This is a genomic window from Amycolatopsis sp. NPDC005961 (assembly GCF_040629235.1).
Classification (GTDB): domain Bacteria; phylum Actinomycetota; class Actinomycetes; order Mycobacteriales; family Pseudonocardiaceae; genus Amycolatopsis; species Amycolatopsis camponoti.
Map to the genome: position 1 here is coordinate 26,681 of NZ_JBEXVF010000080.1, position 12,548 is coordinate 39,228.

The 12,548-nt window shown below is 71.2% G+C and carries 11 protein-coding genes, 1 pseudogene and 1 riboswitch; of the genes and pseudogenes, 10 read left to right on the top strand and 2 right to left on the bottom strand.

Annotated elements, in window-relative coordinates:
• The first annotated feature begins 160 nt into the window (after positions 1-160).
• Positions 161-1,066 carry an alpha/beta hydrolase gene (locus tag ABZ342_RS41930; protein ID WP_360485647.1) on the top strand — a complete coding sequence of 302 codons (906 nt, stop codon included), beginning with the start codon at positions 161-163 and terminating at the stop codon, positions 1,064-1,066.
• A 129-nt stretch (positions 1,067-1,195) separates the two neighbouring features.
• Here ABZ342_RS41930 and ABZ342_RS41935 read toward each other — a convergent pair whose 3' ends face one another.
• Complete coding sequence (locus ABZ342_RS41935) at positions 1,196-1,720, bottom strand: general stress protein (protein WP_155545185.1); 525 nt, start codon at positions 1,718-1,720, stop codon at positions 1,196-1,198.
• Between the two features lie 247 nt (positions 1,721-1,967).
• Here ABZ342_RS41935 and ABZ342_RS41940 point away from each other — a divergent pair, with 247 nt between their 5' ends.
• The 4 genes from ABZ342_RS41940 to ABZ342_RS41955 are packed head-to-tail and all read left to right on the top strand — an operon-like array spanning position 1,968 to position 6,154.
• Complete coding sequence (locus ABZ342_RS41940; RefSeq protein ID WP_360485620.1) at positions 1,968-3,332, top strand: glutamine synthetase family protein; 1,365 nt, start codon at positions 1,968-1,970, stop codon at positions 3,330-3,332.
• Complete coding sequence (locus ABZ342_RS41945) at positions 3,313-4,023, top strand: gamma-glutamyl-gamma-aminobutyrate hydrolase family protein (RefSeq protein WP_360485623.1); 711 nt, start codon at positions 3,313-3,315, stop codon at positions 4,021-4,023. The genes ABZ342_RS41940 and ABZ342_RS41945 overlap by 20 nt, the downstream gene beginning before the upstream one ends.
• On the top strand, positions 4,020-5,387 hold the full coding sequence (locus ABZ342_RS41950; RefSeq protein ID WP_360485626.1) for an aldehyde dehydrogenase family protein: 1,368 nt from the start codon (positions 4,020-4,022) through the stop codon (positions 5,385-5,387). The genes ABZ342_RS41945 and ABZ342_RS41950 overlap by 4 nt, the downstream gene beginning before the upstream one ends.
• Complete coding sequence (locus ABZ342_RS41955; protein ID WP_155545188.1) at positions 5,387-6,154, top strand: 3-oxoacyl-ACP reductase; 768 nt, start codon at positions 5,387-5,389, stop codon at positions 6,152-6,154. The genes ABZ342_RS41950 and ABZ342_RS41955 overlap by 1 nt, the downstream gene beginning before the upstream one ends.
• Here ABZ342_RS41955 and ABZ342_RS41960 read toward each other — a convergent pair.
• Positions 6,151-6,351, bottom strand: coding sequence for a hypothetical protein (locus ABZ342_RS41960; RefSeq protein ID WP_360485629.1), 201 nt, complete (start codon positions 6,349-6,351; stop codon positions 6,151-6,153). The two genes, ABZ342_RS41955 and ABZ342_RS41960, sit on opposite strands and share 4 nt — an antisense overlap.
• 72 nt (positions 6,352-6,423) lie before the next feature.
• On the opposite strand from ABZ342_RS41960, the gene ABZ342_RS41965 reads away from it, so the two are divergent.
• The 5 genes and pseudogenes from ABZ342_RS41965 to ABZ342_RS41985 form a co-directional block, all read left to right on the top strand.
• Positions 6,424-7,728 carry a helix-turn-helix transcriptional regulator gene (locus ABZ342_RS41965; protein ID WP_360485632.1) on the top strand — a complete coding sequence of 435 codons (1,305 nt, stop codon included), beginning with the start codon at positions 6,424-6,426 and terminating at the stop codon, positions 7,726-7,728.
• Between the two features lie 169 nt (positions 7,729-7,897).
• A riboswitch (glycine riboswitch) is annotated at positions 7,898-7,996 on the top strand.
• On the top strand, positions 7,980-10,868 hold the full coding sequence (gene gcvP / locus ABZ342_RS41970) for an aminomethyl-transferring glycine dehydrogenase (RefSeq protein ID WP_360485635.1): 2,889 nt from the start codon (positions 7,980-7,982) through the stop codon (positions 10,866-10,868). It overlaps the preceding riboswitch by 17 nt.
• Positions 10,869-10,874: 6 nt before the next feature.
• Entirely contained in the window at positions 10,875-11,966 is a 1,092-nt protein-coding gene (gene gcvT, locus ABZ342_RS41975; protein WP_360485638.1) for a glycine cleavage system aminomethyltransferase GcvT, read from the top strand.
• Positions 11,967-11,979: 13 nt separating this feature from the next.
• Positions 11,980-12,357, top strand: coding sequence for a glycine cleavage system protein GcvH (gene gcvH, locus ABZ342_RS41980; protein WP_360485641.1), 378 nt, complete (start codon positions 11,980-11,982; stop codon positions 12,355-12,357).
• Positions 12,357-12,548, top strand: a pseudogene (locus ABZ342_RS41985) (serine hydroxymethyltransferase); the annotation flags it as partial. The gene gcvH and the pseudogene ABZ342_RS41985, both read left to right, overlap by 1 nt.

Sequence of the window (12,548 nt, forward strand, 5' to 3'; positions counted from 1 at the left end):
CGGGTCGGGGCCGCTCCCGGCGTTCACCCGATGCCAACGTGCGCGAAACGTCCCGCGAACGCGGGCGTGCTGAGCTGGGTGCGTGCCACTCACCGAGGTCGGGACGGACACCTTCGCCCCGCGCACACGGGTCATCCACGGGTACGAGCGCGCCTACCGGATGGCCGGGCGCGGCCCGGCCCTGCTGTTCCTGCACGGCATCGGCGACGACTCGGCGACGTGGCTGGAGCTGCTCGCCTCGCTGTCGGCCGACCACACGGTGATCGCGCCCGACCTGCTCGGCCACGGCGCCTCGGCCAAGCCGCGCGCCGACTACTCCGTCGCGGCCTACGCCTGCGGCATGCGCGATCTGCTGACCACGCTCGACGTCGACCGGGTCACGGTGATCGGGCACTCGCTCGGCGGCGGCGTCGCGATGCAGTTCGCCTACCAGTTCCCGGAACGCTGCGAACGGCTCGTCCTGGTCGGCTCCGGTGGGGTCGGGGCGAGCGTGCACCCGTTGCTGCGGCTGGCCGCCGCACCGGGCGCGGGACTGGCGCTGCCGCTGCTGGGGACGCGGCCGGCGCTGACGGTGCTGCGCGGGTTCGCCGAGCTGCTGCGGGTGTCCGAAGGGCTGGGGCTGGGCCCCGACCTCGACTACGTGCTGACCCGCTACGTCCGGCTGCTCGAACCGGGCACGCGCTCGGCGTTCCTGCGCACCCTGCGCTCGGTCGTCGACTGGCGCGGTCAGGTCGTCAACATGCTGGACCGCTGCTACCTGACCGAGGGGATCCCGACGCTGCTCGTGTGGGGGACCGACGACCGGGTGGTACCGAGCGGGCACGCCCGGCGCGCGCACCGGGCGATGCCGGGCAGCAAGCTGGTGCTGTTCGAGGGCGCCGGCCATTTCCCGCACCGGTCGGACCCGAAGCGGTTCCTCGAGATCCTGCGCGAGTTCCTGGCGCAGACGCCTCCGGCGGAGTACGACCGCACGCGCTGGGGCGACCTGCTGCGCGAGGGCCGGGCCGCGCGGCTGCCGGACCCGGCTGCGCTCCCGGACGCGCCTGCGGTGTCGTCGGGGACCTGAGCAGCCCCCGATTTCCACGCTACCGGCGGGCACCGACAGTTTCCGGGGTGGCCGGCGGAGTTGTCCCCAGGCACGACGAAGGCCACCTCCGGAAGGGAGGTGGCCTTCGCTCCTCAGTGCGTCAGTGCGTCAGTGGCCGAAAGCGCTGCGGGCCGCGAGGTCCGCCAGCAGTGCGCGGCCCTTCTCGGCGTTGCGGGGCTGGGACAGGACGTCGTAGCGGCGCGCCACCAGCTGGCTCTGGGAGACGAACCCGCGCTTGTTGCGGTTGGCCGCGTACCCGAGTGCGCCGAAGAGCAGGTTGAACCCGAGCCCGGCGACCAGGCCGATCACGATCGGGACCAGGCCCGCGCCCGGGTTCAGCAGGCTCAGCACCAGGCCGAGGAACACACCGAACATCGCGCCGGACGTCGCCGCGCTGCCCAGGACCTTGCCCCAGGACATCTTGCCGGCGATGCGCTCGACGAGCATCGGCTCCACGCCCACGATCGTGACGTCGGTGACCGGGAAGTCCGTGCCCGCGAGGTGGTCGACCGCGCGCTGGGCCTGCTCGTAGGACTCGTAGGAACCGATCGGCCAGCCGGTGGGCAGGGTGGGCAGCTGGGGCCGGGCCTGCTGCTGTCCGATCGTGCTCTGCTGCGTGAATGCTGTGGTCATCGATCTCACCTCTCCTGCCCCGTTCAACGTGGGAGTACCCCGGATTCCTCCCGCTCGCGCGGAATTCACAGACTCTTCTCAGACGGGCAAACCGCGCAATCCGCCGCGCCGGACCCGGGCGGGCGGAACCGCTCACCACACCTCGATTCAATGGTTCAATAAAGTACCTTTGTTCCGGTTGACCCCGGCGACGTCACCGGGTAGGAAGGACCCGCAAAGGATTCGCATCAAACCTTTGGGGCGGCAGATGGCACGCAGACGAGGCATGCTCACGCTGGACGAGCTCCGGGCGCGCGTGGACGCGGGCACGATCGACACCGTGCTCGTCGCGATCACGGACATGCAGGGCAGGCTCCAGGGCAAGCGCTGCTCGGCGGAGTACTTCCTGGACGAGGTCGTCGGCCACGCCACCGAGGCCTGCAACTACCTCCTGGCCGTGGACGTCGACATGAACACCGTCGACGGCTACGCGCTCTCGTCGTGGGAGAGCGGCTACGGCGACTTCGTGCTGCGCCCCGACTTCGCCACGCTGCGGGAGATCCCCTGGCAGGAGGGCACCGCGCTGGTGCTGGCCGACGTCGAGCGCGTGCAGGGCGGTGCCGTCAGCGTGTCGCCGCGGCAGATCCTGCGCCGTCAGCTCGAGCGCCTCGCCGAGCGCGGGCTCGCCGCGTACGTCGGGACCGAGCTGGAGTTCATCGTCTTCGACGACACCTACGAAGCCGCCTGGGACAAGCGCTACCACGGCCTCAAGCCCGCCAACCAGTACAACGTGGACTACTCGATGCTCGGCACCGCGCGGCTGGAGCCGCTGCTGCGCCGCATCCGCAACGAGATGTCCGGCGCCGGGCTCTACCCGGAGTCCGCCAAGGGCGAGTGCAACCCCGGCCAGCAGGAGATCGCCTTCCGCTACACCGATGCCCTGAGCACCTGCGACAACCACAGCGTCTACAAGAACGGCGCCAAGGAGATCGCCGCGCAGGAGGGCAAGAGCCTCACGTTCATGGCGAAGTACAACGAGCGCGAGGGCAACTCCTGCCACATCCACATCAGCCTGCGCTCCACCGAAGGCCGGGCCGTCCTGTCCGGCGACCACGACCACGGCTTCTCGACGCTCATGGAGCAGTTCCTCGCCGGCCAGCTCGCCGGGTTGCACGAGCTGACCTACTTCTTCGCGCCGAACATCAACTCCTACAAGCGGTTCGTGCCCGGCAGCTTCGCGCCGACCGCGATCGCGTGGGGCACGGACAACCGCACCTGCGCGCTGCGCGTCGTCGGCCACGGCGAGTCGTTGCGCGTCGAGAACCGCGTGCCCGGCGGGGACGTCAACCCGTACCTGGCCGTCGCCGCGCTCATCGCCGCCGGCCTGCACGGGATCGAGAACGAACTGGAGCTGGAAGAGCCCTTCGTCGGCAACGCCTACCACTCCGACCGGGGCACGGTCCCGACCACGCTGCCCGAGGCCGCCGCGGCGCTGGCGGAGAGCACCCTGGCGCGGGAAGCGTTCGGCGACGACGTCGTCGACCACTACCTGAACGCGGCGAAGATCGAGATCGACGCCTACAACGCCGCCGTCACCGACTGGGAGCGGGTTCGTGGCTTCGAGCGACTCTAAGCCGGTCATCGGTCTCACCAGCTACCTCGAGCCCGCGAAGTTCCTGGTCTGGGAGACCGAAGCCGCGCTGCTGCACCGCGTCTACGTCGACTGCGTCGTCGCGGCCGGCGGCATCCCGGTGCTGCTGCCGCCGGTGTCCGACGCGTACGACCGGCTCGTGTCCACTGTGGACGGCCTGGTGCTCACCGGCGGCGCGGACGTCGAACCGGAGCGCTACGGCCAGGAGCCGCACCCGGCCACCTACACGCGGCCGGAGCGGGACGCGTTCGAATTCGGCCTGTTCGAAGCGGCGCGGCGCCAGGGCAAGCCGGTGCTCGGCGTGTGCCGCGGCCTGCAGGTGATGAGCGTCGCCCTCGGCGGCACGCTCACCCAGCACCTGCCGGAGGCGACGGAGTCCACCGAGCACCAGCCCGCGCCGGCGACGTTCGGCCGGGGGACCGTCACCCTGGCCGACGGCAGCCGGGCGGCGGCGATCCTCGGCCCGGAAACCAAGACGCTCTGCTACCACCACCAGGCGATCGACCGGCTCGGCGACGGCCTCGAACCGGTCGGCTGGGCCGCCGACGGAACCATCGAAGCCGCCGAAGTGCCCGGTGAGTTCACCCTGGGCGTCCAGTGGCACCCCGAGCAGGACAGCGACGACGTCCGGCTGTTCGCCGCCCTCGTCGACGCGAGCAAGGAGAGGACATGACCAGCACGTTCGACGTCCTGAACCCCGCCACCGAGGAGGTGGTGCGGACGATTCCGCTGACCAGCGCCGAGGAGACCGACGCGGCGATCGCCCGCGCGCAGGCGGCGTTCCCGGGCTGGCGCGACGTCACCCCCGGCGACCGCGCGCGGCTGCTGCGCCGCTTCGCCGACGCCGTCGAGGCCGACCTCGAGAACCTCGCGCGGCTCGAGGTCGAGAACTCCGGGCACACCATCGGCAACGCCCGCTGGGAAGCGGGCAACGTCCGTGACGTCCTCACCTACTATTCCGCGGCGCCGGAACGCCTGATCGGCAAGCAGATCCCCGTCCCGGGCGGCGTCAACGTCACCTTCCAGGAGCCACTGGGCGTGGTCGGCGTGATCGTGCCGTGGAACTTCCCGATGCCGATCGCGGGCTGGGGCTTCGCGCCCGCGCTCGCGGCCGGCAACACCGTCGTCCTCAAGCCGGCCGAGCTGACGCCGCTGACCGCGGTCCGGCTGGGCGAGCTGGCGCGCGAGGCGGGCATCCCGGAGGACGTCTTCCAGGTGCTGCCGGGCAAGGGATCCGTGGTCGGGCAACGGTTCGTGGACCACCCGGGCGTGCGCAAGGTCGTCTTCACCGGCTCGACCGAGGTCGGCAAGCAGATCATGGCCGGCTGCGCGGCGCAGGTGAAGCGCGTGACGCTGGAGCTGGGCGGCAAGAACGCGAACATCGTCTTCGCCGACTCCGACCTGGAGAAGGCCGCGGCGACCGCGCCCTACGGCGTCTTCGACAACGCGGGCCAGGACTGCTGCGCGCGGTCGCTGATCCTGGTGCAGGCGAGCGCGTACGACCGGTTCATGGAGCTGCTCGAACCCGCGGTGCACGGCGTCGTCGTCGGCGACCCGGGCGACGAGAAGACCGAGATGGGCCCGCTGATCTCGGCCGCGCACCGCGAAAAGGTGGCCTCCTACGTGCCGGACGACGCGCCGGTCGCGTTCCGCGGCAGCGCGCCGTCGGGCCCCGGCTACTGGTTCCCCCCGACCGTCCTCACCCCGCCCGACCTGCGGTACCCGGCCGTGGCGGACGAGGTCTTCGGCCCGGTCGTCGCCGTCGTGCCGTTCGACGGAGAGGCCGACGCGGTCCGGATGGCCAACGCGACCGAGTACGGCCTGTCCGGGTCGATCTGGACCCGCGACGCCGGCCGCGCGTTCCGGGTGGCGCGCGGTGTCGAAGCCGGCAACCTGTCGGTGAACTCGCACTCTTCGGTGCGCTACTGGACGCCGTTCGGCGGGTTCAAGCAGTCCGGCCTCGGCCGCGAGCTGGGCCCCGACGCCGCGGCGGCGTTCACCGAAACCAAGAACGTCTTTCTGAGCACGGAGGAGTAATGGTCCAGCGTTTCGAAGGCCGCGTCGCGGTGATCACCGGCGGCGCGAGCGGCATCGGGCTCGCCTCGGCGCGCCGTCTGGCGAGCGAAGGCGCGAAGGTCGTCATCGGGGACCTGACGCCGGCCGAAGGCAAGGCGGCCGCGGACGAGGTCGGCGGCGCGTTCATCCAGACCGACGTCACCGACGCCGAGCAGGTCGAGAACCTGTTCCACAGCACGGTCGAGCAGTTCGGCTCGGTCGACGTCGCGTTCAACAACGCGGGGATTTCACCGCCCGAGGACGACTCCATCCTGACCACGGGCATCGAGGCGTGGGAGCGGGTGCAGCGCGTCAACCTGACGTCGGTGTACTACTGCTGCAAGGCCGTCCTGCCGCACATGCAGCGCCAGGGTCGCGGGTCGATCATCAACACGGCGTCGTTCGTCGCGGTGATGGGCGCGGCGACGTCGCAGATCTCCTACACCGCGTCCAAGGGCGGGGTGCTCGCGATGAGCCGTGAGCTGGGCATCCAGTTCGCGCGGGAGAACATCCGCGTCAACGCGCTGTGCCCGGGACCGGTGAACACGCCGCTGCTCAAGGAGCTGTTCGCGAAGGACCCGGAACGCGCGGCCCGACGGCTGGTCCACGTGCCGGTCGGCCGGTTCGCCGAGCCGTCGGAGATCGCGGCGGCGGTGGCGTTCCTGGCCAGCGACGACGCCAGCTTCATCACGGCGTCCCAGTTCCTGGTCGACGGCGGCATCTCCGGCGCGTACGTCACCCCGCTCTAACGGCGTGACGTCGGTTTCTTGACGCCGTAGACCTCCCGGAGGTAGTTCCAGGCGGCGTTGAGCTTCCGGCGCTCTTCGGAGACGAGCTTTTCGCGGCGCCGCAGCACGCGGACGGCGATCTCGGAGGCGAGGAAGGCGCCGGCGGCGAAGGTCAGCACGCCGACGATCAGGGTCAGGACGACGACGGTGGTGGTCATGGTGACCAGCGTCGACGCCGGGTGGGCGATTCGTCCCTGCGCAAAGCTAGCGGGTTTCGTTAGCTTTGTGAGGTGACGCACTGGCGCGCCGACGAGTGGGCGGAAGCGGTCCGGACCGGCATCCGCTCGCGGGGCCTGTCCCTGGACGAGGCCGCGCGCCGGATCGGCGTTCCGACGTCGACGTTGCGGAGCTGGATCGAACACCGGCACGCGCCGAAGGTGACCGTCTTCGACCACTGGGCCCAGCTCGCCGAGGTCACCGGCCTCGGGGAGGCCGAGCTGCTGCGCGTCGCCGGGGTGCTGCCCGACAGCCTGGCCAGCCCGGTGCACGTCGCGCAGGCCGCGAAAGCACTGCGGGAGGGCATCGACCAGGCCGGGCAGTTCCTCCGGCAGGCCACCGCGCTCGTCTACTCCTCGCCCGGCACGCAGGTGGCCAACCTCATCGCCGCGTCGCCGGTCGACTGGGAGATGCGGATCCGCTCCGCGACCCGCGGCGACGAGGTCCGCGTCACCTACCACCACTACGTCGGGATCGTGCCGCCGCCGGGCTTCCCCCATGACGACGCCGAGGTGCGCCGGATCCTCGAGCACGACGTCCTCGGCGAGCTGTGGCGGCCACTCGGGCTGTACTGGCGGGTCGCCGAGGTGCACGACTGGCACGAGCCGCCGCGGCTGGTGATCCAGGTGCCCGAACAGGAGGCGACGCGTCCGCCCGTGCCGTCGCCGGTCGTCGCCGCGCCGCCGGTCGTCGTGCTGTCGCCGATCTGGGGGTACGGCGAGCTGCTCGCGTCGCTGGTCGCCGACGGCCTCGGGTTCGGCAACGTCGACTTCCGCTACTTCGGCCTCCCGGACGCGATGGCCGACCGCGTCCGGATCACCGCCCGCGAGCTGGCCGAGCCCGCGCCGCGGCTGGTGCACTCGGTGCCGCCGATCATGCTGCTGCACGGCCTGGGCGTGCCGGACCTGACCGGACGGCTCCCGGTCGTGGTCCGCTACGGCCCCCGCATGCGCGAGCGGGCCGCGCGGATCTACCGCGAGCCGCTGCTCGAAGCGGGGTTCGCGGACCCGCTGGCGGGCGCGCGGGCGATCGAGGAAGCGATCTCGGTCCCGCCGGGCTGCGCGTACTTCGAGGTCACGCTCGCCGACGAGGACGTCTTCGACGGCGACCGCCCCTCGCTGGACCGGCTCAACGACTCGGTGGCCTGGTTCGCCGAGCAGATCGTCGAGCAGGTGCTGCTGGGCGCCGGGCACCCGCCGGTGCCGGTGGGCGGCCCGCTGAAACGCCTGGTCCTGCCCTCGGGCCGGGTGCGCCGGCCACCGGCGCTGGCCGGGGGCGTCGTGCGGCGCGTCGCGGATCGAGCCGCGCTCGAAGGGTGATGTGGCGTTGCCCGGGTGAAGTAGACGGACCTCGAACCCGGCAGGTACCGTGACCGTCACAACTGCAGATCGGGCCGTAGAGCCGGGGCGGGAGAGCCTCCACGAAGTCAGTGGGGCACCGAAGGAGCAAACTCCCCAGAATCTCTCAGGTACCTGTTACCGCTTCGTGCGAGGCCACTCTGGAAAGCAGGCGCACCCGCGCCTCACCCAAGGTGAAAGCCGTGTCCCGCACGGTGAAACTCTCAGGTGCCATGACAGAGGGGGAGTTCCCAGCGCACCGTTGTGTGCCCAGGCCCGAGGAGCTCCCCATCACTTCCACGCAGTTCGACGCCCGCCACATCGGCCCGTCCGAGGCCGAACGCGCGAAGATGCTGGCCGAGTGCGGCTACGGCAGCCTGGACGCCCTCGTCGGCGCGGCCGTGCCGACCGCTATTCGCGCCACCCATGACCTGGTCCTCCCGCCGGCCGCGTCCGAAGAGGAGGCCACCGCGGAGCTGCGCGCCCTCGCCGCCCGCAACCGGCCGATGACGCAGATGATCGGCCTGGGCTACTCCGACACCGTCACCCCCGGCGTGATCCGCCGCAACGTCCTCGAGAACCCGGCCTGGTACACCGCGTACACGCCCTACCAGCCGGAGATCTCCCAGGGCCGCCTCGAAGCGCTGCTCAACTTCCAGACGATGGTCGCCGACCTGACCGGCCTGGCCACCGCGAACGCCTCGCTGCTCGACGAGTCGACCGCCGTCGCCGAAGCCGTCACGCTGATGCGCCGCGCGTCGAAGTCCGAGTCGAACAAGGTCGTCCTCGACGCCGAGTGCCTGCCGCAGACCATCGCCGTCGTGCGGACCCGCGTCGAAGCGCTGGGCATCGAGGTCGAGGTCCGCGACCTGCTGACCGGCCTGCCGGACGACTTCTTCGGCGTCGTCGTCCAGTACCCGGGCGCGTCCGGCGTGCTGCGTGGCCGCGGCTTCTACCACGCGATTTCCGAGTCGGCGAAGGCCGCGGGCGCGTTGTTCACCGTCGCCGCCGACCTGCTCTCGCTGACGCTGGTCACCGCGCCCGGCGAGTTCGGCGCCGACGTCGCGGCGGGTTCGACGCAGCGCTTCGGCGTCCCGCTCGGCTACGGCGGTCCGCACGCCGGGTTCATGTCGGTGCGCTCCGGGCTCGAGCGCTCGCTGCCCGGGCGCCTGGTCGGTGTCTCGGTCGACGCCGACGGCAACCCGGCCTACCGGCTCGCGCTGCAGACGCGTGAGCAGCACATCCGCCGCGAGAAGGCGACGTCCAACATCTGCACCGCGCAGGTCCTGCCCGCCGTGCTGGCCGCGATGTACGCGGTCTACCACGGCCCCGACGGCCTGAAGAAGATCGCCCGGCGCGTCCACGGCCTCGCCGCGGGCTTCGCCGGCGCCCTGCGTCAGGCCGGTGTCGAGGTCGTGCACGAGTCCTTCTTCGACACCGTCGTCGCGCACGTTCCCGGCCGGGCCGCCGAGATCCACGCGGCCGCCCGCGAAGCCGGGATCAACCTCGGCCACGTCGACGCCGACCACGTCCGCGTCGCGTTCGACGAGGTCAGCACCCCCGCGATCACCGCCAAGGTGCTGGGCGCGTTCAAGATCGAGGCCGAGGTCGACGACGGCGTCGCGCTGCCGAACGGCCTCGCCCGCGAGAGCGGCTTCATGGGCCACGAGGTCTTCGGCACCCACCGCTCCGAGACGGCGATGCTGCGCTACCTGCGCAAGCTGTCCGACCTGGACTACGCGCTCGACCGCGGCATGATCCCGCTCGGCTCCTGCACGATGAAGCTCAACGCCACCACCGAGATGGAGCCGATCAGCTGGCGCGAGTTCGCCGGCATCCACCCGTTCGCCCCGGCCGAGGACGCCGCCGGCTACCACACGCTCGTGGGGCAGCTGGCCGACTGGCTGGCCGAGGTCACCGGCTACGACAAGGTGTCGCTGCAGCCGAACGCGGGCAGCCAGGGCGAGCTGGCCGGGCTCCTCGCGATCCGCGCGTACCACCGCGCGAACGGCGACGAGGCTCGCGACGTCTGCCTGATCCCGTCGTCCGCGCACGGCACCAACGCCGCGTCCGCGGTGCTCGCCGGGATGCGCGTGGTCGTCGTCAAGTGCACCGACGAGGGCAACGTCGACCTCGCCGACCTGCGGTCCAAGGTGGACACCCACCGCGACACCCTGGCGGCGATCATGGTCACCTACCCGTCCACGCACGGCGTGTACGAGCACGACATCGACGAGCTTTCGAAGATCGTCCACGACGGCGGCGGCCAGGTGTACGTCGACGGCGCGAACCTCAATGCCCTGCTGGGCCTGGCCAAGCCGGGCGAGTTCGGCGGCGACGTCTCGCACCTGAACCTGCACAAGACCTTCTGCATCCCGCACGGTGGTGGCGGCCCGGGCGTCGGCCCGGTGGCGGTGCGCGCGCACCTCGCGCCGTACCTGCCGAACCACCCGCTGCTGGACCAGGCCGGCCCGGCGACCGGCGTCGGCCCGATCAGCGGCGCCCCGTACGGCTCGGCGTCGATCCTGCCGATCTCCTGGGCCTACGTCCGGATGATGGGCGCGCCCGGCCTGACCGCCGCCACCAAGGTCGCGGTGCTCGCCGCGAACTACGTCGCCTCGCGCCTGGCCCCGCACTACCCGGTGCTCTACACCGGCCAGGACGGCCTGGTCGCCCACGAGTGCATCCTCGACCTGCGGCAGATCACCAAGGAGACCGGCGTGACGGTCGACGATGTCGCGAAGCGGCTCATCGACTACGGCTTCCACGCGCCGACGATGTCGTTCCCGGTCGCGGGCACGCTGATGGTCGAGCCGACCGAGTCCGAGGACCTGGGCGAGATCGACCGGTTCATCGCCGCGATGATCGCCATCCGCGCCGAGATCGACGAGGTGGCTGCCGGTCGCTGGAGCGCCGAGGAGTCGCCGCTGCGGGGCGCGCCGCACACCGCGGAGACGCTGGTCGGCGAGTGGGACAAGCCCTACGACCGCGAGCTGGCCGTGTACCCGGCGGGTGTTTCCCGCAAGAACAAGTACTGGTCGCCGGTGCGGCGCATCGACGGCGCCCGCGGCGACCGTAACCTCGTGTGCTCCTGCCCGCCCCTCAACGCTTACGAAGGCTGAGCTCCAGTGTCGAAAGAGACCTCCCTGCACGGAGTCCACAAGGGACTCGGCGCGCTGTTCACCGACTTCGCCGGCTGGTCCATGCCGGTCCGCTACGCCAGCGAGCTGGCCGAGCACAAGGCGGTCCGTGAGGCGGCCGGCCTGTTCGACCTCTCGCACATGGCCGAAATCCACGTCACGGGCAAGCAGGCGGCCGACGTCCTGGACTTCGCGCTGGTCGGCAACCTCACCGGGGTCAAGCCGGGCCGGGCGCGGTACACGATGATCTGCGACGCTTCCGGCGGCGTCCTCGACGACCTGGTCGTCTACCGGTTGGAAGACGAGCACTACCTCGTCGTCGCGAACGCGGGCAACGCCAAGGTCGTCGCCGACGCGCTGGCCGAGCGGGTCGCGGGCTTCGACGCGGTGGTCGACGACCGCAGCGAGACGACCGCGCTGATCGCCGTCCAGGGCCCGAACGCCGCGACGATCCTGGGGTCGGTCACCGACGCCGACCTCGACGCGCTGAAGTACTACGCCAGCGTCCCGGCGGTCGTGAAGGGCCACGACGTCCTGCTCGCCCGCACCGGCTACACCGGCGAGGACGGCTTCGAACTGTTCGTGAACGCCGACGAGGCGCCGGCGGTCTGGCGTCTGCTCATGGACGCGGGCGAGCCGCACGGGCTCGTCCCGGCCGGGCTGGCCTGCCGCGACACGCTGCGGCTCGAAGCCGGGATGCCGTTGTACGGCAACGAACTCACGCTCGACCAGAGCCCGTTCGAGGCCGGGCTCGGGCGCGTCGTCAAGTTCGAGAAGCCTGGCGACTTCGTCGGCCGCGCGGCCCTCGAAGAGCGGTCCAAGCAGGACGTCCCGCGCGTGCGAGTGGGGCTGAAAGGTGCCGGTCGTCGTGCTCCGCGGCACGGTTACCAGCTGCTGGCCGACGGCGCCGAGATCGGTGAGGTGACCAGCGGCGCGCTGTCGCCCACGCTCGGTTACCCGATCGCCATGGCGTACGTCGATCGGGCGTACGCCGAGCCCGGCACCGAGCTGTCCGTCGACATCCGGGGCAGGATCGAGCCCGTCGAGGTCGTCGCCCTGCCCTTCTACTCCCGCGCGTAAGGACTTTTGAGCCATGAGCATCCCCGAGAACCTGAAGTACACCAAGGAACACGAGTGGCTGTCCGTCGAGGACGGCATCGCCACCGTCGGCATCACCGCCTTCGCCGCCGAGTCGCTCGGTGACATCGTGTTCGTCCAGCTGCCCGAGGCCGGCGCCACCATCACCGCCGGCGAGGTGTTCGGCGAGGTCGAGTCGACCAAGTCGGTCAGCGAGCTGTACGCGCCCGTGTCCGGCGAGGTCGTCGAGGTGAACGGCACCACAGCCGACACCCCCGAGGTCATCAACTCCGACCCGTACACGGAAGGCTGGCTGCTGAAGGTGCGTCTGACCGGGGACGTGCCGGACCTGCTCGACGCCGCCGCGTACGCCGCGCTCACCCAGGAGAACTGATGACGACGTTCGACCAGCACCTGTCCGAAGTCGACCCCGAGGTCGCCGCGGCCGTCGCCGACGAACTGACCCGTCAGCAGTCCACCCTGGAGATGATCGCCTCCGAGAACTTCGCGCCGGTGGGCGTGCTCGAGGCGCAGGGCTCGGTGCTGACCAACAAGTACGCCGAGGGCTACCCCGGCCGCCGCTAC